The following is a 23,704-nucleotide window of genomic DNA, read 5'->3' on the forward strand; positions in this document are numbered from 1 at the left end:
CGGCATTGAACACATGCAGACAGGCCCCGCAGCGCACGGCGCCATGGGCAGCAGCCAGCTGCGCCTGGCTGACGCGGAAGCTGGTGCGGCAATGGGGGCACTGGGTGACGTGGCTTTCGCTCATGCGCAGATCCGGGAGTTCGAGGCGGCTAGTCTAAAGCAGTAGCTGCAGGCTTCAAGCCGCAAGCTGCAGCCAGGGGTGCGGCTGCGAACGAACGGCGTTCCGTTTGTTTCATGATCGAGTCGGCCCGATCGCGAACGCATTCGCCGTGCAGGACGCTCTAGCGCTTCACCCCGCTGATGCGTACCCAGCCATCCTTGATTGCCGTTGGGTCGAGGTCGAAGGCGCCGGCGTAGGCGGCGCGAACTTCCTCGGCCTGTTCGGCGAGGATGCCCGACAGCGCCAGGCGTCCACCTTCTTGGACCAGCGCGGTGATCTGCGGTGCCAGGGAAACCAGCGGGCCGGCCAGGATATTGGCTACCACCACCTCGGCCGGCTGCTGCGGCAGATCGGCCGGCAGGTACACCGGGAAGCGTGCCGGGTCGATGCCGTTGCGATTGGCATTGTCGCGCGAGGCTTCCAGCGCCTGCGGATCGATATCGGTGCCCACCGCCTGCGGCGCGCCGAGTAGCAGGGCGGCAATGGCGAGGATGCCCGAGCCACAGCCGAAGTCGAGTACCCGGCAGCCGTCCAGATTCTGGCCGTCGAGCCATTCCAGGCACAGTGCGGTGGTCGGGTGGGTGCCGGTGCCGAAGGCCAGGCCCGGATCGAGCAGCAGGTTGACCGCATCCGGCTCGGGCGCGGCGTGCCAGCTCGGCACTATCCACAGGCGCTGGCCGAAACGCATCGGCTGGAAGTTGTCCATCCAGCTGCGCTCCCAGTCCTGATCCTCGATGCGCTCGACATGATGTTCCGGCAGCGTGCCGCCACACAGCAGCTGCAGGTGGGCGATCAGTGCGGTCTCGTCGGTATCGGCCTCGAACAGGGCCAGCAGGTGGGTGTGCGACCACAGCGGGGTGGTGCCCAGGTCCGGCTCGAAGATCGGCTGGTCTTCGGCGTCCATGAAGGTCACCGATACGGCGCCGACCTCGAGCAGGGCGTCCTCGAAGGTCTCCGCCTGCTCGGGCGTGATGGCGAGACGGACTTGTAACCAGGGCATGGGCAACCTCATGAGCGATGCGGCGGGGCGTTTGGCCGCGCAGCTTACTTGAACGGATGGCCGGGCTGCCAGTTCGGCCGCCGGCCGGAAACGACAAGGGCCGCCAGATGGCAGCCCTTGTCGGTACAGCAGGCCTAAGCCTCAGTGCTTGTCCATACCCAGTTTCTTTTCCAGGTAGTGGATGTTCACGCCGCCTTTGACGAAACCCTTGTCACGGGTCAGGTCGCGGTGCAGCGGCACGTTGGTCTTGATGCCGTCGACCACGATCTCGTCCAGGGCATTGCGCATGCGCGCCATGGCCTCGTCGCGATCCTTGCCGAAGGTGATCAGCTTGCCGATCAGCGAGTCGTAGTGCGGCGGCACGCTGTAGCCGCTGTACAGGTGCGAGTCGACGCGTACGCCATTGCCGCCCGGAGCATGGAAGTGCTTGACCTTGCCGGGGCTGGGCATGAAGTTGTCCGGGTCTTCAGCGTTGATCCGGCACTCGATGGAGTGGCCGAGGATCTTCACGTCTTCCTGCTTGATCGACAGCTTGTTGCCGGCGGCGATGCTGAGCATCTCCTTGACGATGTCGATGCCGGTGACCATCTCGGTGACCGGGTGCTCCACCTGGACGCGGGTGTTCATCTCGATGAAGTAGAAACGGCCGTCTTCATAGAGGAACTCGAAGGTGCCGGCGCCACGGTAGCCGATCTCGACGCAGGCATCGACGCAGCGCTTGAGCACTTCGGCGCGGGCCTTCTCGTCGATCAGCGGGGCCGGAGCCTCCTCGATCACCTTCTGGTGGCGACGCTGCAGCGAGCAGTCGCGGTCATATAGGTGGATGGCGTTGCCCTGTCCGTCGGACAGCACCTGGACTTCCACGTGACGCGGGTTGCCGAGGAATTTCTCCAGATAGACCATCGGGTTGCCGAACGCGGCACCGGCTTCGGTGCGGGTCAGCTTGGCCGACTTGATCAGGTCTTCTTCCTTGTGCACCACGCGCATGCCGCGACCACCGCCGCCGCCAGCAGCTTTGATGATCACCGGGTAGCCCACTTCACGGGCGATGCGCAGGGCCTCTTCCTCGTCTTCCGGCAGCGGGCCGTCGGAGCCCGGTACCACCGGCACGCCGGACTTGATCATGGCGTCCTTGGCCGACACCTTGTCACCCATCAGGCGGATCACGTCGGCTTTCGGGCCGATGAAGGCGAAGCCGGAGTTCTCCACCTGCTCGGCGAAGTCGGCGTTCTCGGCGAGGAAGCCGTAACCCGGGTGGATGGCGGTGGCGCCGGTCACTTCAGCGGCGCTGATGATGGCCGGGATGTTCAGGTAGGACTTCGCCCCGGGCGCCGGACCAATGCAGACGGACTCGTCGGCCAGGCCCAGGTGCATCAGTTCGCGGTCGGCGGTGGAGTGCACGGCCACCGTCTTGATGCCCAGTTCCTTGCAGGCGCGCAGGATGCGCAGGGCGATTTCGCCACGGTTGGCGATAAGGACTTTTTCCAGCTTCTGCATTGCAGGCTCCCCGCGCATCAAACGATGGTGAACAGGGGTTGGTCGTACTCAACCGGCTGGCCGTTTTCCACCAGGATGGACTCGATCACACCGCTGGCTTCGGCTTCGATGTGGTTCATCATCTTCATCGCTTCGACGATGCACAGGATGTCGCCCTTCTTCACGCTCTGGCCGACTTCGACGAAGTTGGCAGAGGTCGGCGAAGCGGCGCGGTAGAAGGTGCCGACCATCGGCGAACGGGCCACGGTGCCGTTCAGCTTCGGCGCGGCGGCCGGAGCGGCTTCGGCCGCCGGAGCTGCGGCAGGAGCAGCCACCGGAGCGGCGACAGGCGCCGGCATCGGGGCGGCGGCATAGACCTGCTGAGCCGGGGTCTTGCTGTGACGGCTGATGCGTACGGACTCTTCGCCCTCTTTGATCTCCAGCTCGTCGATACCGGATTCTTCCAGCAGCTCGATCAGTTTCTTGACTTTACGGATATCCATGAATGGTCAACTCCCAGAGGTGAGGTAGGACTTGTCTACCAGGCTGCGCGTCAGGCGCGCCCGGTCAGTTGTTCGAGTGCCGCTTCCAGGGCCAGCCGATAACCGCTGGCGCCAAGGCCGCAAATCACCCCTACGGCAACGTCGGAAAAGTAGGAGTGATGGCGGAAAGGTTCACGCTTGTGCACGTTGGACAGGTGCACTTCGATGAATGGGATGCTCACCGCCAGCAATGCGTCACGTAATGCGACGCTGGTATGGGTAAAAGCGGCAGGATTGATCAGGATAAAGTCGACACCTTCGCTTTTCGCCGCATGAATGCGCTCGATCAGCTCGTACTCGGCGTTGCTCTGCAGATGCAGCAGATGGTGGCCGCCCTCGCGGGCGCGGCGCTCCAGATCCTGATTGATTTCGGCGAGGGTGGTGGCGCCGTACTTGTCGGGCTCGCGGGTGCCCAGCAGGTTGAGGTTGGGGCCGTGCAGCACCAGAAGGGTGGCCATGATCGCGTTCCTTGTTGTTCGAGCTGCGCCGGACTATGCCGTAGCTGCTTCGATGTCGGCAATAGCCGACACGATGCCCGGCGTTTGCGGCAGAAATATGACTATAGCGGCAGATCTGGTCGTTGCCAGGCTAAGCAGGGTGCCTAGCGCGTGCTGGCCTGATCCAGACGCGCGGCGAAGGTGGCGGCATCGACCTCACCTACGACACGCAGATCGAGCAATTCGTCACCATTGCCGGCAAACAGCTGAATGGCGGGAGGGCCGAACAGGCGGTAGCGATCGAGCAGGGCGCGCTGGGCGGGGTTGCTGTCGGTGATGTCGAAGCGGATCAGGCGCCAGCCGGCCAGTTTGCTGCCCACCTCGGCATTGCCGAACACTTCGCGCTCGATGACCTTGCAACTGATGCACCAGTCGGCATACCAGTCCAGCAGCAGGGGCTGGCCTGCGTTCTTCGCCTCGGCCAGGGCTGCGTCCAGCTCGGCCGGGCTGCTCAGGGTTTGCCAGGCACCGCTCTTGGCACTCACCGCGCCGCTGCCGGCCTGCAACTGGCCGAGCGGCCGGAGCGGATCGCTCGCGCCCTGCAGCGCGCCGACCCAGGCGGCCAGGGCATAGACCAGCAGCGCCAGTCCGGCGATCTGGCCAAGCTTCTGCCGGTGCGTCTTGGGGCCGAACTCCAGCGCACCGAGGAACACCGCCACACCACCGGCCAGCAGGCCCCATAGTGCCAGGCTGAGGCTGCCTGGCAGCACGCGCTCCAGCAGCCACACCGAGACGGCCAGCAGCAGCACGCCGAAGGCATTGCGCACGCTGACCATCCAGGTGCCGGTCTTGGGCAGCAGCGCGCCGCCACCGACGGCGAACAGCACCAGCGGCGTGCCCATGCCAAGGCCCAGGGCGAGCAGCCTGAGGCCGCCGCCAAGGGCATCGCCGCTGGCGCTGATATAGAGCAGGGCGCCGGCCAGGGGCGCCGATACGCAGGGGCTGACCAGCAGGCTGGAGAGCACGCCGAGCAGGGCGGCATTCAGATGCGAGCCGCCATGGGTCTTGCTTGCCAGGCGATCCAGCGGGTCGCTGATGGCGCGCGGCAGGCGCAGCTCGAAGAGGCCGAACATGGCCAGGGCGAAGACGGTGAAGAAGGCGGCGAAGGGCACCAGTACCCAGGCCGACTGCAGGCGCGCCTGCAGATTGAGGCCGGCGCCGAACAGTCCCATCAGGGTGCCGAGAATGGCGAAGCACAGGGCCATCGGCAGTACGTAGGCCAGCGACAGGGTCAGCCCGCGCATGCCGCCGAACTGGCCGCGCAGTACCACTCCGGAGAGGATCGGCAGCATCGGCAGCACGCAGGGCGTGAAGGTCAGCGCCAGGCCGCCGAGGAAGAACAGGGCCAGCTCCTTCCAGTTCCAGGCCGCTGCCGTTGCGCCCAGGGGCGTCAGGCGGCCGGTGTCGGCGGTGGCGGGCATCTCGCCGATCTCGATGAACTCGGTCTCCGGCGGATAGCACAGGCCCTTGTCGGCGCAGCCCTGATAGCCGACCTGCAGGCGCAGCGGGCGCTGCTCCGGGTTGTCCAGCGGCAGGCGGATATCCAGCACACCGTAATAGACCTCGACATCGCCGAAGAACTCGTCGTGCTTGGCCTGGCCGGCGGGCAGCTCGGCCTCGCCGAGGACCAGATCGGCCGGCTCGACGCTGAAATTGAAGCGGTGGCGATAGAGGTAATAGCCCTCGGCAGCGACGAAGCGCAGGGTCACCGCCTGGGCGTCGCTGTCGACCAAGCTCAGCTTGAAGGCTTCACGCACCGGCAGGAAATCGCTGCTGTTGTTCAGCGGCGCACCAAGCGGCGACGCGGCCGGGCGCTGATCGAACAGATTGGCGCTGGCGGGCAGACTCAGGCAGAGCAGAAGCAGGGGAAGCAACAGTCGACGCAGTGACATCAGGCGAATATCTCGGCGAAAGGTGGCGGCATGATACCGGAAAGCGCCCAACCGCATTGTCATCGCCGCGCCGGAGCGTCGAATGCCGGCGATGGGCGGAGCCTTGGAGAGGGCAGCTTTCGTCGAGTTCCGGCCTGCGCTGTCGTGTCGCAGGGCGCTACACGCGAAACGCCTGCACGGCGCTGTGCAGCTGGCCGCCCAGGTGCAGCAGATTCTCGCCCTGGGCGCGGCCCTGGCCGATGCGCTGCAGGTTGTCGTCGCCCAGTTGATGGATGCGTTCGCCATGCTCGCGAATCTCGCTCACGGCGTTGCTCTGCTGGGCAACCGCGCCCGCGATGCGCTCGGCCATGCTGGCGATGGTACGGATGGCCGAGACGATCTCGTCGAGCGCGCCATCGGCCGCCTCGGCCTTGCCGGCGGTCGCCTCGGCGTGCTCGACCTGCGCGCGCATGGCCTGTACCGACTGGTGGGCGGCCTGTTGCAGGCGACCGATCACTTCCTGGATTTCTGCGGTGGCGCTGCCGGTGCGCTGCGACAGCGAGCGTACTTCATCGGCCACCACGGCGAAGCCGCGGCCCGCCTCGCCGGCCCGCGCGGCCTCGATGGCGGCGTTGAGGGCGAGCAGGTTGGTCTGTTCGGCGATGCCGCGAATCACCGTCAGCACGCTGCCGATGGTGGCGGTCTCGTCGGCCAGGCGCTCGATGGCCTGGGCGTTGTCCTGCACTTCGCCGACCAGCGCATGCAGGCCCTCGAGACTCTGGCCGATGACGCGTTGGCCCTGCTCCAGGGCGCGGCCGGCGTCGCGGCTGGCATCGGCGGTCTGGCTGGCATCCTGCGCCACCTGGCTGATGGTCGCTTCGAGCTCGCCCAGTGCGTCGCGAATCAGCGCCGTGTCACCGGCCTGGCGCTGCGCGCCGGCATGCAGGCCGCCGCTCAGCTCGGCCAGGGTGCGGCTGGAGCCGGCGACCTGTTCGGCATGGCCGCGAATGCTGGCGACCAGCTCGACCAGGTAGCGGCGCAGGTGATTGAGCGAGTCCTCGATATCGCGCAGCTCGCGGGTGCGCGAGTCGATGCTGATCGCCGTGCCGAAGTCGCCGCTGGCCCACTGCGACAGCGCCGGCACCAGACGCCCTAGCACCTGCGACAGGCGCCGCTGGATACGGTCGATGACCAGAGCGATAAGCAGGATCAGGCCGATCATCAGGCCCTGGATCAGCCGCACTTCGCCCTGGATGCGGGCGTATTCGGCCTTCACCACCGGCTCCAGCGCGGCCAGCGCCTGCTGCAGCTGGTCCACCCGCTGGGCGGTGGCCAGGGCCAGTTGCTGGCGTTGTTCGACCAGTTCGCGGGTGCGTTGCAGTTCGCTCGGGTAGCGGCGTACCAGGTTGGCCAGCTCGCGCTTGAGCTCGACGCCGCGATCTTCGGCCTGCTGTTGCTGTTGAGCATCGTCCAGCCCGAGCAGCGCAGCGAAACCGACGCTGGCGGAACTGTCGGCCTGCTGCACGCCGAGCAGCGGCAGACCGTCGATGGCCTGCACCTGCTGACCGAGGGCGTTGAGCTCGCGCTCGACATCGCCGAGCAGCTCGCTGCGCCCCTGGCTGATGAAACGCTCGCGGGCGTGCGCCAGCTTCAGCAGGCGCGAGCCGGCTTCCTGCAACGGCTTGCGATAGCTGGCCGCGCTCGGGCTGCTGGCACTGTCGACGTACTGGCTCAGCTGTTCCAGCGCGGCGAGCATCTCGCGTTCGGCCTGCAGCAGCAGGCCCTGCGGGTCGCCGGCCAGCTTGCCGGCGGCCAGCAACTGGTTGGCGCTGAAGTCGCGCAGCTGCTCCAGGCTGGGCCGCAGCTCGTCGGCCAGTTGCCGCGGCAGTTGTTCGAGGGAGGTTTCGAAGGTGTCGATGGCCTGGGTCGCCGTGCTGTGCTGCACGGCATTGCCGCTGGCCAGGTAGGCCTGGATGTTGTCGGCCACCTCGCGCTGGAACTGCTGCGACAGCGTCAGGTAACGCTCCATCAACTGCACCGGCTGCTGCAGCGCACGTTGCGACCACCACAGGGTCGCCGCCAGGGCGACGCAGACGGTGACCAGCAGCAGGGTATTGAGGTTGGTGAGCAGCTTGAGGCGCATGGCAGGCTCGATCGACGGCTTAACGATGCGCGCGAGCTTATTGCGGTTTGGTTACAGGCTGATGACGCTGTGCGCTGGGTCACGTTTTGCCTGTCACGGCGCCGAGTCGCCAGCAGCCGTCACGCTTTGCGCTGGGGCGGTCCGGATGGGGGCGCGCAACTCCGGCGGCCCGGGCGGCGGATCTGCCGGTGAGGTCCTGCTAGCTGCTTCGGTACAGCTCCACCCGGTTACGGCCGCCATGCTTGGCCGTGTACAGCGCCTCGTCGGCGCGCTTGGACAGCGCATTGCCATCGAGCCCCGGTTGCAGCATGGCGATGCCGCAACTGAAGGTGCAGGACAAATCCTGCGGCTGCGCCGGGTAGTGGATCTCGGCGAAGCGCTGGCGAATCTCTTCCAGCACCCTGAGCGCCGACTGTTCGTCGGTATCGGGCAGCACCACGGCGAATTCCTCGCCACCGTAACGGCCGATATGGTCGGTCTTGCGCAGGCGCTGCTTGAGGAACAGGGCCAGGCTCTTGATCACCCGGTCGCCCATGGGGTGGCCATAGGTGTCGTTGACCTTCTTGAAATGGTCGATATCGAGCATGGCGAAGGCCAGCGGCTGCTCGTCGCGGCGCGCGCGGAAGCAGGCGTCCTCGAGCAGCTGGAGGGTGTGGGTGTGGTTGTACAGACCGGTCAGGCTGTCGCGCACCATGCGCGCCTTGAGGTTGCGCGCACGGGCGGCGCGGTTGCGCACGGTGGCGATCAGATGACGCGGCTTGATCGGCTTGGTGAGGAAATCGTCGCCGCCCTCGCTCATGGCGTCGAGCTGCTTGTCCAGGTCGTCCTCGGCCGACAGGTAGATGATCGGCACGCTGACGTAACGGTCGTTATGGCGGATCACCTTGGCCAGTTCGGTGCCGTTGCACTCGGGCATGTACATGTCGAGGATGATCAGATCGGGCTGGAATTCCGCCAGCGCGTCCATCGCCTGGATCGGCTCGGTCAGGGTGTGGGTGAGGATGCCGGCGCTGTTGAGCACGCGCTCGGTGTGGGTCGCCTGGGCCTTGGAATCGTCGACGATCAGCACCTTGTACGGGTCGTACTGCGAGACGTGGGTCAGCACCTCGATGCGTTCGAGCAGGCTCGAGGCGTCCAGCGAGCCGGTGAAGAACTCCTGGCCGCCGGCGCGCACCGCGGCCAGGCGGGTCGGGGTGTCGGTGTCGCAGTGGCTGAAGAACAGCAGCGGAATCTTCTGCTCCAGACCCTCTTGCACCGAGCCAGCCAGCTCGAGGCCGGCGCCGGCGAAGTCGACGTCCATGACGATGGCCGCCGGGTGACGTTCGGTAATGGCGGCGCGGAAGGCGCGCTCGTCGTTCAGCGCCTGTGCCGCCAGACCGAAGAACTCCAGCTGCTGGGCCAGACGCTCGGCGCGCTGGGCATCCTGCAGGGCGAGATACACCGGCTTGCGCAGCGGCGGCAGGAAGGTCTGTTCGAAGGCATCGCTATGCCGCAGGCCGGTACGCGAGAGGCGCTGCATGGCCTGATTGAGACGGGCGATCAGGGTACTGTTGAGGCGACCGCGGTTTTCCAGCACCTCGTCGAGGCTGGCGCCGATGCTTTGCGCCAGCTGCGCATGCTCGATCTGCTCGAAACGCTCGGCGTAGCGCAGCAGGCGCAGATTGGCCTCGCTCAGCTCGGCCATGCCGGCTTCGTTCCATTCGCTGCGCTGCAGGCGCTGCCAGACTTCCAGCACCTGGCGTGCCTGATGGATCACGCGCTGGGCGAAGTGATGCTTGAGGCGGTCGCGACTGGGATCTAGGTGCTCGGTCATTGGCCGACTTCTATATGACAGGGAGTCAGTGGTGGCTTGATGCTATCACTTGCTGGCGGAGCTGACAGTGCCGTCGATCAATTGACGGCGGTATTTCTGTCGAATAAGCGACAGAAAGGTGGTTTTTCTCTACCGGCGGTAAGTTTGCGCCCACGCCCTGCGTTTTGCGGCAGGCTTGCCTTATAGTGCGGAGCAGGTCGCAACCCGTGCTGCGGGACGCGGTCGAATATTCGAATTCGCTTGAAAAGGACACTGTCATGCTGGACTGGAAGAATCGCGCGGCGAGCTCGCCCGACGGTACCGACAATACCGCGAACCTGGGGCGCGAGCGCGGCGGCGCCAGCCTGATCGGCCGCGCGCTCGGCGGCCTGCTGGGGGTGTATCTGCTGGTGGCGCTGGTGGTCGGCTGGTACTGGAGTCAGGAGCCGGCGGCCTTCGCGGTGCAGCAGCATGCCCAGGCCGCGGCGCAGCAGGCGCAGCGCCAACTGGTCAGCGGTTACACCACGGTGGAAACCCTCAAGGAGGTGGCCAGCACCCTGCTGGACAAGCCCGGCGGTTACCTGTCCAACGACCTGGCGCCGCCCGGCCTGTGGCTGGACAACATGCCGAGCTGGGAATACGGCGTACTGGTGCAGGTGCGCGACTTCTCCCGCGCGCTGCGCAAGGATTTCGCCCGCTCGCAGTCGCAGTCCACCGAGGACCCGGATCTGGCCAAGGCCGAGCCGCGCTTCCACTTCGACAACAAGAGCTGGGCACTGCCGGCCTCGGAATCCGAGTACCGTGAGGGCATCAAGGCGCTGGACCGCTACCTGAGCCGCCTGGCCGACACCAGCAAGCAGAACGCGCAGTTCTATACCCGCGCCGATAACCTCAACAACTGGCTGGGCGATGCCGGCACCCGTCTGGGGTCGCTGTCGCAGCGGCTGTCCGCCAGCGTCGGCCAGGTGCGCCTGAACACCGAGGTGCTGCCGCCGGATTCCGGTCTCAAGGAAGTCGAGGGCGGGGTGTACGAAACGCCCTGGCTGCAGATCGACAACGTGTTCTACGAGGCGCGCGGTCAGGCCTGGGCGCTCGCCCATCTGCTGCGTGCCGTCGAGGTGGATTTCGCCGACGTCCTGGCGAAGAAGAACGCCACCGTCAGCGTACGCCAGATCATTCGTGAGCTGGAGGCGGCGCAGGCCACCCTGTGGAGCCCGATGGTGCTCAACGGCAGCGGCTACGGCATTCTCGCCAACCACTCGCTGGTGATGGCCAACTACATCTCGCGCGCCAACGCCGCGATCATCGATCTGCGTCAGCTGCTGAGCCAGGGTTGATGGACGCGATCTCGGCCGCCGAGGCCGCGCATCGCGCTGCCTCCGACAGCGAGCGGGTGGCCTGGGTCGACGAGCACGACCGACCGCTCGGTGGCGTGTCGCGGGCCGAACTGCGCGAGCGCGGCCTGATCGGCCGCGGTACCTACATCCTGCTGTTCAACTCCGCCGGCCTGCTCTGCGTGCATCGGCGCACCCTGAGCAAGGCGCTGTATCCCGGTTACTGGGACGTGGCGGCCGGCGGCATGGTGCTCGAGGGCGAGGACTACCTGCTGTCGGCCCAGCGCGAGCTGGCCGAGGAACTGGGTATCGTCGATGCCGAGCTGACCGAGCACGCGCACTTTCTCTATGACGCACCGGAAAGCCGGCTGTGGTGCATGGCCTACTCGGCGGTATCCGACGCGCCCCTGGTGCTGCAGCCGGAGGAAGTGCTGGAAGCGCGCTTTATCAGCGTCGAGCAGGCGCTGGAAGAAACCCGCTACCTGCCGTATTGCCCGGATTCGCTGGCGGCGTTGGAGCGCTACATAAAAAGGCCATAAACAGGCCGCTTGCGGACGGCTGATGGCCCTCTCCCGCATGCGGGAGAGGGTGGTTGTGTTAGCTCCTGTGCGCACCGCCTTGCCTCGGATGCAGGGCCTTGGTGCGCACGGCGCACCCTACGGCGTCGCGGATTCCGAGCGCCGCATGCACGATGGCGAACGGCGTCGCCAAAGTGCCGCACAATGACGCAAATTCATACTTAGCAAGCGCCGCCTTTGCCGTTACACTGCGCGACCTTTTCGGCGGACGTCTGTCCGCTTGCGCTGCCCCTGCCTGAGTGGGGCTTCGCGGTCGACGCCCGTCGGCCAGTCGCTATCCTGACCCCTACGAGGACAAGCCGGTGGTCAAGAAAGCTTCGTCATTTTCCGCCCTGAGCGGTCTCGTCTACTCCACCGATGGCGGTCGCCATTGCCCGGACTGCAACCAGCCGGTGGATGCCTGCATCTGCAAACAGACGCGCATTCCCGAAGGCGATGGTATCGCCCGCGTACGCCGTGAAACCAAGGGCCGTGGCGGCAAGACGGTGACCACGGTCAGCGGCGTGCCGCTGGCCGAGGAACCGCTCAAGGAGCTGGCCAGTGCGCTGAAGAAGCGTTGCGGTACCGGCGGCGCGCTCAAGGACGGGGTGATCGAGATTCAGGGCGATCATGTCGAACTGCTGTTGGCCGAACTGAGCAAGCGCGGTTTTACCGCGAAGAAGTCCGGCGGCTGAAGCTCCATTTCCTAAACTTCGATGGTGCTCATGCGGTCAACCGCCGAGCAAACGTCATCTTGCACCCTTAATTTCCAGGCTGGCCGTCTACGAGGCCAGACTCACTCTCATGGGAGAACCCGATGTCCGCACGACGCACCCGCAAAGACGACGGCAGCCAGTGGACCGTAGCCGACAGCCGTAGTGTCTACGGCATTCGCCATTGGGGCGCCGGCTATTTTTCGATCAATGACGCCGGTCGTATCGAGGTGCGTCCCAACGGCCCGGACAGCCCGCCCATCGACCTCTACGATCAGGTCGACGAACTGCGCCAGAGCGGCCTGTCGCTGCCCCTGCTGGTGCGCTTTCCGGACATCCTGCAGGATCGCGTGCGCCGTCTGACCGGGGCCTTCGACGCCAGCATCGCGCGCCTGGATTACCAGAGCCGCTACACCGCGCTGTACCCGATCAAGGTCAACCAGCAGGAGGCGGTGATCGAGAACATCATCGCCACGCAGAATGTTTCCATCGGCCTCGAGGCCGGCTCCAAGCCCGAGCTGCTGGCCGTGCTGGCGCTGGCGCCGAAGGGCGGCACCATCGTCTGCAACGGCTACAAGGACCGCGAGTTCATCCGCCTGGCGCTGATGGGGCAGAAGCTCGGCCACAACGTGTTCATCGTCATCGAGAAGGAATCCGAGGTGCGCCTGGTGATCGAGGAGGCGGCCGAGCTCAAGGTCGCGCCGCAGATCGGTCTGCGCGTGCGCCTGTCTTCGCTGGCATCTTCCAAGTGGGCCGACACGGGCGGCGAGAAGTCCAAGTTCGGCCTGTCCGCCGCGCAGATTCTGCAGGTGGTCGAGCGTTTCAAGGCCGCCGGGCTGGACCAGGGCATCCGCCTGCTGCACTTCCATATGGGCTCGCAGATCGCCAACATCGCCGACTATCGCAAGGGCTTCCGCGAAGCCATCCGCTATTACGGCGAACTGCGCGCCATGGGCCTGCCGGTCGATCACATCGACGTCGGCGGCGGTCTGGGCGTGGACTACGACGGCACCCACTCGCGCAACGCCAGCTCGATCAACTACGACATGCAGGACTACGCCGATGCCGTGGTCGACATGCTCAAGGAATTCTGCGACCGCCAGGAAATCCCCCATCCGCACATCTTCTCCGAGAGCGGCCGGGCGATGACCGCGCACCACGCCGTGCTGCTGGTGCAGGTCACCGACGTCGAGCGGCACAACGACAAGGTGCCGGAGATCGATCCCAGCGCCGAACAGCCGGAAGTGCTGCAGGTGCTGATCGAACTACTGGAAGACAGCGACCCGGAGATGGTCGCCGAGACCTACTGGCGCGCCACCCACTACATCGAGGAAGTGGCCGCGCAGTACTCGGCCGGCAAGCTCAGCCTGGCGCAGAAGGCCCTGGCCGAGCAGTGCTACTTCGCCATCTGCCGTCGCCTGCACAACCAGCTCAAGGCCCGTCAGCGCTCGCACCGTGCGGTGCTCGACGAACTCAACGACAAGCTCGCCGACAAGTACATCTGCAACTTCTCGGTGTTCCAGAGCCTGCCGGACACCTGGGCCATCGGCCAGATCCTGCCGATCCTGCCGCTGTCGCGCCTGGACGAGGAGCCGCTGCGCCGCGCGGTGCTGCAGGACCTGACGTGCGACTCCGACGGCAAGATCCGCCAGTACGTCGACGAGCAGTCCATCGAGACCAGCCTGCCGGTGCACGAGATCCGCGAGGGTGAGGACTATGTGCTGGGCATCTTCCTGGTCGGCGCCTACCAGGAAATTCTCGGCGACATGCACAACCTGTTCGGCGATACCGACTCGGTGAACATCTACCAGGCGGCCGACGGCAGCGTGGTGCATGCCGGCATCGAGACCCACGACACCATCGAGGACATGCTGCGCTACGTGCACCTGTCGCCCGAGGAGCTGATGACCCACTACCGCGACAAGGTGGCCAGCGCCCGCATCAGCGCCCGCGAGCGTACGCAGTTCCTCGATGCCCTGCGCCTGGGTCTGACCCGCTCTTCCTACCTGGCTTCCTGAGCACTATGGTGCGTGCGGCACACCCTGCAGCAGGGTGCGCCGTGCGCATCGAGCCGAGGGTTCAGCCGATCATCCCGTAGCCGCGCGCCATCAGCGCGGCCAGCAGCGGGATGGCCAGCAACAGCAGCAGTTCGAGGCGGATGCTCCAGGTCACCAGGGTCACCTGCCGGGGGCTCGGCTCGGGCACCTGGCCGGCCTTCACCGCGCCGCGCCATTTGATGAACACCACGGTGGGCAGGATCGACAGCAAGCCGACCAGGACGAACAGCCCCACCTTGGCGTGGAACAGGCCGTTGCCCATGTAATAGGCGACGCCCTTGCCAAACCACAGCACCCGGGCCACCCCGGTGGCCAGCACCAGAACGGCGCAGATGCCGTAGGCCAGGTCGGTGAGCATCAGGCTGCGCGCACGGCGCAGATCCAGCGGCGTCTTGAACAGCACGTGCTCGACGCTGAGCAGGGCGAACAGGGCGAAGATCGACAGAAAGTGCAGATAGGCGACGAAGGCGGCGGCCATGGGAGCTCCTTGCGGCAGACGGGCGGAGGGCGGATCAGCGGTCGGCTCGGGCGAACCACAGGTCGCGCCGCGACAGCTGCCAAGCATAGCCAGCCAGCACCAGGCTGCGCAGTCCCATGAAGGCCAGAAATGCCAACCACAGCCCGTGATTGCCCAGGCCTTGCAGCCACCAGCCCAGCGGCAGGCTCAGGGCCAGGGCGATGAGCATCGCGTCGCGCATTTCTCTGGCTCGAGTGGCGCCGATAAACAGGCCGTCGAGCAGGTAGCTCCACACCGTCAGCAGCGGCAGCAGGGCCAGGTACGGCAGGTAGCTCAGGGCCAGTTCGCGCACTTCGGCGATGTCCGTCAGCATCCAGACGAACCAGTGTCCGCCGAGCAGGAAGAACAGGGCGAAGCCGGCGCTGGCCAGCAGCGACCAGGCGCCGGCCACCAGCAGTGAACGGCGCAGTGCGTCGCGGTCGCGGGCGCCCAGGGCGTGACCGCACAGGGCCTCCACGGCATGCGCCAGGCCGTCGAGGGCGTAGGCGGTGAGGGTCAGGCCGTTGAGCAGCAGGGCATTGGCCGCCACCGTGGCGTCGCCCAGGCGCGTGCCCTGCACGGTGACGAGAAAGAACACCAGCTGCAGGGCCAGGGTGCGGATAAAGATGTCGCGGTTGACCGCCAGCAGTGGGCGCCAGCTGCTCCAGTGCCGCAGCGCGCGGCTATCGAGACGGCCGGGAAAGCCTGCGAGCGCGCCACGGGCCAGCCACAGGCCGAGCAGGGCGCCGCTCCATTCGGCGATTACCGAGGCCCAGGCCGCGCCGGCCACGCCCCATTCGAGACCGAGCACGAACAGCAGGTCCAGCGCGACGTTGAGCAGGTTGGCAGTGAGCAGAATGGCCAGCGGGCCACGGGCGCTCTGCGTGCCCAGCAGCCAGCCGACCAGGGCGTAGCTGGCCAGGCTGGCGGGCAGGCCGAACAGACGGATCTGGAAGTACTGCCGCGCCAGCGTATCCAGCTCGGCGGAGGGCTGCATCAGATGCAGCGCGGCATTGCTCAGCGGCAAGGCCAGCAGGCTCAGCAGCAGGGCCAGCAGCACGCCCAGGCTCAGACCCTGCACCAGCACCTGACGCAGCGCACCGCCATCGCCGCGGCCCGCCGCCTGGGCGGCGAAGCCCGTGCTGCCCATGCGCAGAAAGCCCATGGCCCAGGTCAGCAGGGTATAGAGGCTGCCGCCCACCGCCACCGCCGCCAGTTGATGGGCGTGCGGCAGGTGACCGACCACGGCCGTATCGACCAGTGCCACCATGGGCACCGAGAGGTTGGACAGGATCATCGGTGCGGCCAACGCCCAGACCTTGCGTTGGGTGGGGGCGTGGCGCCAGGCGTCGAGCAGGGCGAACATGGGCGGCTCCGACAAAACGCCGATTATAGGCTCGGGCTGACGAGCCGCGCACGCCGCAGGCAAGGGTTTCGGGACTGTGCGTGGCTTGGCGATTTTTTCTGCGCAGCTCGTTCGCGCAAGGGCGCTCGGCTATAGTTGTCGGCCTCTGCGCCCCCTGATTCCGGAGCCCGCAATGCCGAACAAAGGACTGCTTCTGGCCTTGGTGCTGACCCTGCTCAGCGCCTGTGATTCCTCTGAACCGCCTGCCACGGTCACCCCAGCCACCCCCGCTGCGCAACAAGCGCAGGCGCCGAAGCCGACGATCGATCGCGAAGCCTTGGCCAAGCGTCATGCCGGCCGCGAGCTGGAGGTGGTGGACGTCTCCGAAGTGCAGCTCGATGGCGCCAGCGCGCTGTCGGTGACCTTCTCCATGCCGCTGGACCCCGACCAACCGTTCGCCGAACGCCTGCACCTGGTCGACAGCAAGAGCGGCAAGGTCGACGGCGCCTGGGAACTGACCGACAACCTCAGCGAGTTGCGCCTGCGTCACCTGGAGCCGCAGCGCAAACTGGTGCTGACCATCGATGCCGGTCTGCAGTCGATCAATGGCGGCAAACTCGCCAAAGAGCACGTCAGCCGCCTGGAAACCCGCGACCTGCAGGCCAGCGTCGGCTTCGCCAGCCGCGGTTCGCTGCTGCCGACGCGCCTGGCCGAAGGCCTGCCGGTGATCGCGCTGAACGTCGACAAGGTCAACGTCGAGTTCTTCCGTATCAAGCCCGAGGCGCTGCCGCGCTTCCTGTCGCGCTGGGGCCGCGCCAGCAACCTGGATACCTGGGAGGCGCGCGAGCTGTTGCCGATGGCCGATCTGGTCTATGGCGGCCGCTTCGACCTCAACCCTGCGCGCAACACCCGTGAAACCCTGCTCTTGCCCATCGCCGGGCTGGAGCCGTTCAAGCAGCCTGGTGTTTATCTGGCGGTGATGCGCGAGGCTGGCAGCTACAGCTACTCGCAGCCGGCGACGCTGTTTTCCCTGAGCGATATCGGCCTGTCCGCGCATCGTTACCGTGACCGTCTCGACGTGTTCACCCAGGCGCTGGAGGGCGGCAAGGCGCAGTCCGGCGTGCAGTTGGAACTGCTCGATGGCGATGGCGCGCTGCTCGCCGAAGGCAAGACCGATTCGGCCGGCCATGCGCAACTGCCGCTGCCGGCCAAGGCCCAGGTGCTGCTGGCCAAGCAGGACGAGCAGACCAGCCTGCTGCGCCTGAACAGCCCGGCGCTGGACCTGGCCGAGTTCGATATCGCCGGTCCCAAGGCGCACGCGCTGCAGTTCTTCGTGTTCGGCCCGCGCGATCTGTATCGCCCCGGCGAGACCGTGCTGCTCAACGGCCTGCTGCGCGATGCCGATGGCCGCCCGGTCAAGGCTCAGCCGGTCAGCGTCGAGGTGCGCCGCCCGGACGAGCAGATCAGCCGCAAGTTCGTCTGGAATGCCGGTGATAACGGCCTCTATCAGTACCAGTTGCCACTCGCCGAAGAGGCGCCGACCGGCCGCTGGCAGCTGTTGCTCGACCTGGGCGATGGCAGCCCGCAGCTCTACGAATTTCTTGTCGAGGACTTCCTGCCCGAGCGCCTGGCCCTCGAACTCAAGGGCCAGGAGCAGCCCTACGCGCCGGGTGACAGCGCCGAGTTCGCGGTGACCGGACGTTACCTCTACGGTGCACCGGCCGCCGGTAATCGCCTGACCGGGCAACTCTACGTACGCCCATTGCGCGAAGCGGTGGCGAGCCTGCCGGGTTACCAGTTCGGCGATATCACCGAGGCCGATCTGAGCCAGGATCAGGAACTCGACGAGGTCAATCTCGACGACCAGGGTCGTGCCGTGTTGCGCCCGGAAAACCGCTGGGGTGACGCCAAGTCGCCGCTGCGTTTGATCCTCCAGGCCAGCCTGCAGGAGTCCGGCGGACGCCCGATCACCCGCCGCATCGTCCAGCCGGTATGGCCGGCCGAGCGCCTGCCGGGCGTGCGCGGGCTGTTCGAGGGCGAGGAGGTCGATGCCGACAGCCTGGCCGAATTCGAAATACTGGTGGCCGACGCCGCCGGCAACAAACTGGCGGCCGACAACCTCAACGTGCGCCTGGTGCGTGAGCGTCGCGACTATTTCTGGAGCTTCTCCGACGGTGAAGGCTGGCGCCACAACTACAACGAGAAATTCCTCACCTTGAGCGACGAGCCGCTCAAGGTCGCCGCCGGCGGCACCGCCAAGGTCAGCTTCCCGGTGGAGTGGGGCCCGTACCGGGTCGAGGTGGTGGACAACCAGACCGGCCTGGTCAGCAGCCTGCGCTTCTGGGCCGGCTACCGCTGGCAGGACAACGCCGATGGCGGCGCGGTGCGCCCGGACCAGGTCAAGCTGGCCCTGGACAAGCCGGCCTACGCCGCTGGCGACGTGGCCCAGATCACCGTGACTCCGCCCGCTGCGGGCAACGGCTACCTGCTGCTCGAGTCCAGCGAGGGGCCGCTGTGGTGGCAGGAAATCAGCGTGCCGGCAGGCGGCAAGACCTTCGAGCTGCCCATCGATGAGAAATGGGCGCGTCACGACCTCTACCTCAGTGCTCTGGTGATTCGCCCTGGCGAGCGCAAGGCCCAGGTCACCCCGAAGCGGGCCGTTGGCCTGCTGCACCTGCCACTGGAGCGCGCCCCGCGCAAGCTGGCGCTGAGCCTGGAAGCGCCGGAAAAAATGCGTCCGAAGCAGCCGCTGAAGGTCAAGGTCAGTGTGCGCAACGCCGACGGCAGCATCCCCGACAAGGTGCATGTGCTGGTCGCCGCGGTGGACGTGGGCATCCTCAACATCACCAGCTACGCCACCCCCGATCCCTTCGCCAACTTCTTCGGGCGCAAGGCCTATGGCGCCGACCAGCTGGATATCTACGGTCAGCTGATCGAAGCGCAGGGGCGTGTTGCCAGCCTGGCCTTCGGCGGTGACGCCGGCCTTGCCGCCGGTGGCAAGCGCCCGGATACCAGCGTGCTGATCGTCGCCCTGCAGAGCGATGCGCTGCAGTTGAACGACAAGGGTGAGGGCGAAGTCAGCCTGGACATTCCCGACTTCAACGGCGAGCTGCGGCTGATGGCCCAGGCCTGGAGCGACGAACGCTTCGGCATGGCCGAGGCCAAGACGGTGGTCGCCGCGCCGTTGATCGCCGAACTGTCGATGCCGCGCTTCCTCGCCGGTGGTGATGAAACCACCCTGGCGCTGGACCTGACCAACCTGTCCGGCAGCGAGCAGAAGCTCGATGTGCAGCTGGGCGTTGAAGGCCAGCTGCGTCTGCTCGGCAAGGGTGAATCGCCGATCAGTCTGAAGGATGGCCAGCGCACCACCTTGCGCATTCCGGTGCGCGCCGAGGGCGGCCTGGGCCAGGGCCGTATCCATGTCGAGGTGCAGGGCCTGGCGCTGCCGAACGAGACGCTGGGCGACTTCAGCCGTGAGTGGACACTGGGTATTCGCCCGGCGTATCCGGCGCAGTTGCAGCACTTCCGCGCGGTACTGGGGGAGGGCGAGCCCTGGAGCCTGCCGGCCGGCACCCTCAACCAGTTCGAGCCTGCCGGGCTGGAGGCCGTGCTGGCCCTGTCGAGCCGCCCGCCGCTGAACCTCGGCGAGCAGATCCGTGCGCTCAAGGCCTACCCCTACGGCTGCCTGGAACAGACCACCAGCGGCCTGTACCCGTCGCTCTACGCCGACGCCGCCAGCCTCAAACGCCTTGGCCTGGAAGGCGAGCCGGACGAGCAACGGCGCAAGAGCATCGAGCTGGGCATCGAGCGTCTGCTCGGCATGCAGCGCCACAATGGCGGCTTCGGCCTGTGGAGCGCCGAGAGCGAAGAGGAATACTGGCTCACCGCCTATGTCACCGACTTCCTCCTGCGCGCCCGCGAGCAGGGCTTTGGCGTACCGGCCGAGGCGCTGAAGAAGGCCAGTGATCGCCTGCTGCGCTACCTGCAGCAGAGCAGCCTGATCGAGGCCAGCTACAGCCAGGACTACGCCCACACCCGCTTCGCCGTGCAGGCCTATGCCGGCTACGTTCTGGCGCGTAGCCAGCAGGCGCCGCTGGGCACGCTGCGCAGCCTGTTCGACCGGCGCAGCGAGGCGCGCTCCGGCCTGCCGCTGGTGCAACTGGCCGCGGCGCTGAAGCTGATGGGCGATGCGCCGCGTGCCGAGCAGGCGTTGAACCAGGGGCTGATCCAGCAACGCGATGGCGAGCGCTGGATGGCCGACTACGGTAGCCCGCTGCGTGATCAGGCGCTGATCCTCGCCCTGCTGGAAGAGCACGACCTGGTGGCCGGCCAGCGCGAGCAGCGGCTGTTCGACCTGGCCGACGAACTGGCCGGCCAGCGCTGGCTGTCGACCCAGGAGCGCAACGCGCTGTTCCTCGCCGGTCGCGGCATTCTCGGCAAGCCGGAGCAGGCCTGGAGCGCCAAGCTTGCCAGCGGCACCTTCCAGTTCGAGCTGAGCAACCAGCAGCCCGGCATCAAGCTCGAGCGTGGCGAACTGGCCGAGCCGCTGAGCGTCAGCAACGCCGGCAGCGCCAAGCTGTATCAGCAGCTGACCCTGTCCGGTTATCCGAGCCAGGCGCCGCGCGCCGGGGGCGAGAACCTCAGCATCGAGCGCGAGTACCTGGGCATGGACGGCCGTCCGCTCGATCTGCAGCGTCTCGACAGCGGTGAGCTGGTGCTGGTGCACCTGGCCGTGCGGGCCAAGCAGCGGGTACCGGATGCGCTGGTGGTGGACCTGCTGCCGGCCGGTCTGGAGCTGGAAAACCAGAACCTGGCACAGAGCGCGGCGAGCCTCGACGACGCCGGCAGCAACGTCAAGGAATGGCGCCAGTCGATGCAGAATGCGCGGATCAAGCACCAGGAATATCGCGGTGATCGCTACGTGGCAGCAGTGGACGTGGAAGGCTACGGCACCACCCATCTGCTCTACCTGGCCCGTGCGGTGACACCGGGCAGCTATCGGGTGCCGCCACCTCAGGTGGAGTCCATGTACCGGCCGAGCTGGCAGGCGTTGGGCACTGCGCCGGAGAGTCTGGTCGTCAGGGGGCGCTAAAAGCTGTCCCGGATTGCATCCGGGCTACAGGAGTTGCGTAGCCCGGATGCAATCCGGGGATTTTCGAGCACAAGGAGGTGCCGAATGGTGAAATACCGAAGAGCCAAGGTAGCCGGCGGCTGTTATTTCTTGACGCTGGCTCTGCAAGACAGACGTAGTGATCTGCTGTTCAAAAACGCGGCGGTTTTACGTCGATGTATGCAGGATACGCAGGCACGACTGCCTTTTCGTGTACCTGCGTTGGTGGTGCTGCCAGATCACGTTCATATGCTGATGGTGCTACCACCTGATGACGCCGATTTCTCTGCGCGAATACGTATGCTCAAGGCCTCTTTCGTGGGAGCACTACGCCAGCGGGTTGGCAGCGAAGTGCGCACCAACGCCAAAGGTGAGGCCAACATCTGGCAGCGACGTTTTTGGGAGCATCTGATTCGTGACGAGCAGGATTACCGACATCATGTGGACTACATCCATATCAATCCGCTCAAGCATGGTCTGGTCGCTCGCGTACGGGATTGGCCATTTTCCAGCTTTCATCATTATGTGCGTCAAGGCTTGCTACCCATCGACTGGGCCGGCGGAACAGGTGTCGAGATCGAAGATGCTGGTGAATGAGGTATTCCCCGGATTGCATCCGGGCTACGCGGGATCTGTAGCCCGGATGCAATCCGGGAGCTTGTGCTGACCATGCCATTCAAACGCTGGCGGCGTTGGCTGCTGATCCTCCTGCTTCCCCTCGCCCTGCTCTGGCTGGCCGACCGCCTGTTCCCGCTGCCCCTGCCCGAAGACGACCTGGCGCGCGTGGTGCTGGCCGAAGACGGCACGCCGCTGTGGCGTTTCGCCGACCGCGACGGCGTGTGGCGCTACCCGGTGACGCCGGGCGAGGTCTCGCCCTATTACCTCGAAGCATTGCTGACCTACGAGGATCGCTGGTTCCGCCAGCACCCCGGCATCAACCCGCTGGCGCTCGGGCGTGCGGCCTGGCAGAACCTTACCGGCGGGCGCGTGGTGTCAGGCGGCAGCACGCTGTCGATGCAGGTGGCGCGTCTGCTCGATCCGCATGGCCGTGACCTGCCCGGCAAGCTCAAGCAACTGTGGCGCACCGCGCAGCTGGAATGGCACCTGTCCAAGGACGAAATCCTCACCCTGTATCTGAATCGCGCGCCCTTCGGCGGCACCCTGGAGGGCGTGGCCGCCGCCAGCTGGAGCTATCTGGGCAAGCCGCCGAGCCAACTGACTCGCGCCGACGCCGCGCTGCTCGCCGTGCTGCCGCAGGCGCCCAGCCGGCTGCGCCCGGACCGTCATCCCGAGCGAGCCCAGGCGGCGCGCGACAAGGTGCTGCGGCGCCTGGGCGAATATCAGGTATGGCCGCAGGCGCAGGTCGACGAAGCGCTGGAAGAGCCGGTGTTCCTCGCGCCGCGCCGTGAGCCGAGCCTGGCACCCCTGCTGGCGCGGCGGTTGAATCGCGCCGGCAGCCCGCCGGTGATTCGCACCACGCTGGATGCGGGTTTGCAGCTGCGTCTGGAGGATCTGCTGCTGGGCTGGCGCGCGCGCCTGCCGGAGCGTACCTCGGCGGCGATCCTGGTGGTGGAGCACGAAAGCATGGCCGTGCGCGCCTACCTGGGCTCGGTGGATATCGCTGACACGTCGCGCTTCGGTCACGTCGACATGGTGCGCGCCCTGCGCTCGCCCGGCTCGACGCTCAAGCCCTTCCTCTACGGCATGGCCCTGGATGCCGGGCTGATCCACTCCGAATCGCTGCTGCAGGACGTGCCGCGGCATTACGGCGACTACCGTCCCGGCAACTTCGCCGCCGGCTTCGTCGGCCCGGTGTCGGCCAGCGAGGCGCTGGCCACCTCGCTGAACCTGCCGGCCGTGCAGCTGCTCGAAGCCTACGGACCGAAGCGTTTTGCCGGCGAGCTGCGCAGCGCGGGGCTGCCGATCCGTCTGCCGGCGCTGGCCGAGCCCAACCTGGCGCTGATTCTCGGCGGCGGCGGCGCGCGTCTGGAATCGTTGCTGGCCGGTTACAGCGCCTTCGCGCGTGGTGGCATGGCGGCCCGTCCACGCCTGCAGCCAGAAGATGAACTGCGCGAGCGCCGTTTGCTGTCCCCCGGTTCGGCCTGGATCATCCGGCGCATTCTCAGCGGCCAGGCGCGCCCGGATCGTGACCCGCGCGCACAGCTGGCGCAGCGCCCGACCCTGGCCTGGAAGACCGGCACCAGTTACGGCTTTCGCGATGCCTGGGCCATCGGCGTCGGCCCGCGCCATCTGATCGGCATCTGGATCGGCCGCCCGGACGGCACCCCGGTGCCCGGCCAGTTCGGTCTGGCTTCCGCCGCGCCGCTGCTGTTGCAGGTGCATGATCTGCTGGTCAATCGCGACAGTCAGCGCGGCATCGCTGCGCCGGCCGATCCGCAGCCGGCCGAGGTCGGCGTGGCCGCCATCTGCTGGCCGCTGGGCCAGCCGATGAGCAAGGACGACCCCAACTGCCGACGCCTGCGCTTCGCCTGGACGCTCGAGGGCACCACGCCGCCTACCTTGCAGGCAGCCGATCAGCCGGTGGGCAGCGGTCTGCGCGAGCGCTACTGGGTCAATGCCGAAGGCCGACGCGTCGGTCCCGGCTGCGCCG

At 66.7% G+C, this 23,704-nt stretch carries 17 protein-coding genes; 7 read left to right on the forward strand and 10 right to left on the reverse strand.

Annotation, left to right across the window (positions count from 1 at the left end; translation table 11 throughout):
- The 8 genes from N7333_RS19045 to N7333_RS19080 form a co-directional block, all read right to left on the reverse strand.
- Positions 1–124: MJ0042-type zinc finger domain-containing protein (locus N7333_RS19045; protein WP_279859243.1), on the reverse strand; the 124-nt coding region annotated here is incomplete at its 3' end.
- A 157-nt stretch (positions 125–281) separates the two neighbouring features.
- A complete protein-coding gene (gene prmA, locus N7333_RS19050) occupies positions 282–1,160 on the reverse strand; it encodes a 50S ribosomal protein L11 methyltransferase (protein WP_011920891.1) in 879 nt (292 codons plus the stop codon).
- Positions 1,161–1,301: 141 nt separating this feature from the next.
- Positions 1,302–2,657 carry an acetyl-CoA carboxylase biotin carboxylase subunit gene (gene accC / locus N7333_RS19055; RefSeq protein ID WP_011920892.1) on the reverse strand — a complete coding sequence of 452 codons (1,356 nt, stop codon included), beginning with the start codon at positions 2,655–2,657 and terminating at the stop codon, positions 1,302–1,304.
- A gap of 17 nt (positions 2,658–2,674) precedes the next feature.
- On the reverse strand, positions 2,675–3,139 hold the full coding sequence (gene accB / locus N7333_RS19060) for an acetyl-CoA carboxylase biotin carboxyl carrier protein (RefSeq protein WP_003242622.1): 465 nt from the start codon (positions 3,137–3,139) through the stop codon (positions 2,675–2,677).
- A 50-nt stretch (positions 3,140–3,189) separates the two neighbouring features.
- Positions 3,190–3,636 (reverse strand): type II 3-dehydroquinate dehydratase, encoded by a 447-nt coding sequence (aroQ, locus tag N7333_RS19065; protein ID WP_003242624.1) that lies wholly within the window; start codon positions 3,634–3,636, stop codon positions 3,190–3,192.
- Positions 3,637–3,779: 143 nt separating this feature from the next.
- Positions 3,780–5,567, reverse strand: a complete 1,788-nt coding sequence (locus tag N7333_RS19070) for a protein-disulfide reductase DsbD (protein WP_129482823.1) — start codon at positions 5,565–5,567, stop codon at positions 3,780–3,782.
- A 157-nt stretch (positions 5,568–5,724) separates the two neighbouring features.
- Positions 5,725–7,689 (reverse strand): methyl-accepting chemotaxis protein, encoded by a 1,965-nt coding sequence (locus tag N7333_RS19075; RefSeq protein ID WP_129482824.1) that lies wholly within the window; start codon positions 7,687–7,689, stop codon positions 5,725–5,727.
- Positions 7,690–7,888: 199 nt separating this feature from the next.
- A complete protein-coding gene (locus N7333_RS19080) occupies positions 7,889–9,502 on the reverse strand; it encodes a PleD family two-component system response regulator (protein ID WP_003242632.1) in 1,614 nt (537 codons plus the stop codon).
- 257 nt (positions 9,503–9,759) lie between these two features.
- On the opposite strand from N7333_RS19080, the gene N7333_RS19085 reads away from it, so the two are divergent.
- The 4 genes from N7333_RS19085 (at position 9,760) to speA (ending at position 14,103) form a co-directional block, all read left to right on the forward strand.
- Positions 9,760–10,818: a DUF2333 family protein gene (locus tag N7333_RS19085; protein ID WP_003242633.1), complete on the forward strand. Its 1,059-nt coding sequence runs from the start codon at positions 9,760–9,762 to the stop codon at positions 10,816–10,818.
- Positions 10,818–11,354 (forward strand): NUDIX hydrolase, encoded by a 537-nt coding sequence (locus tag N7333_RS19090; RefSeq protein WP_129482825.1) that lies wholly within the window; start codon positions 10,818–10,820, stop codon positions 11,352–11,354. Before N7333_RS19085 ends, N7333_RS19090 begins: the two co-directional genes overlap by 1 nt.
- 341 nt (positions 11,355–11,695) lie before the next feature.
- Complete coding sequence (locus tag N7333_RS19095) at positions 11,696–12,067, forward strand: translation initiation factor Sui1 (protein WP_003242637.1); 372 nt, start codon at positions 11,696–11,698, stop codon at positions 12,065–12,067.
- 122 nt (positions 12,068–12,189) lie between these two features.
- Positions 12,190–14,103, forward strand: coding sequence for an arginine decarboxylase (gene speA / locus N7333_RS19100; RefSeq protein ID WP_129482826.1), 1,914 nt, complete (start codon positions 12,190–12,192; stop codon positions 14,101–14,103).
- A 61-nt stretch (positions 14,104–14,164) separates the two neighbouring features.
- Here speA and N7333_RS19105 read toward each other — a convergent pair whose 3' ends face one another.
- Both N7333_RS19105 and N7333_RS19110 read right to left on the reverse strand, forming a co-directional pair.
- Positions 14,165–14,620: a DUF2214 family protein gene (locus N7333_RS19105; protein WP_129482827.1), complete on the reverse strand. Its 456-nt coding sequence runs from the start codon at positions 14,618–14,620 to the stop codon at positions 14,165–14,167.
- 34 nt (positions 14,621–14,654) lie between these two features.
- Complete coding sequence (locus N7333_RS19110) at positions 14,655–16,004, reverse strand: MATE family efflux transporter (protein ID WP_129482828.1); 1,350 nt, start codon at positions 16,002–16,004, stop codon at positions 14,655–14,657.
- Between the two features lie 172 nt (positions 16,005–16,176).
- Here N7333_RS19110 and N7333_RS19115 point away from each other — a divergent pair, with 172 nt between their 5' ends.
- The 3 genes from N7333_RS19115 to pbpC all read left to right on the forward strand — a co-directional run.
- Entirely contained in the window at positions 16,177–21,075 is a 4,899-nt protein-coding gene (locus N7333_RS19115) for an alpha-2-macroglobulin (RefSeq protein WP_129482829.1), read from the forward strand.
- A gap of 84 nt (positions 21,076–21,159) precedes the next feature.
- Entirely contained in the window at positions 21,160–21,690 is a 531-nt protein-coding gene (locus tag N7333_RS19120; protein WP_096827420.1) for a transposase, read from the forward strand.
- Positions 21,691–21,762: 72 nt separating this feature from the next.
- Positions 21,763–23,704: peptidoglycan glycosyltransferase PbpC (gene pbpC, locus N7333_RS19125; protein WP_279859242.1), on the forward strand; the 1,942-nt coding region annotated here is incomplete at its 3' end.

This window comes from Pseudomonas sp. GD04158 (assembly GCF_029834875.1).
Taxonomy (GTDB): domain Bacteria; phylum Pseudomonadota; class Gammaproteobacteria; order Pseudomonadales; family Pseudomonadaceae; genus Aquipseudomonas; species Aquipseudomonas hydrolytica.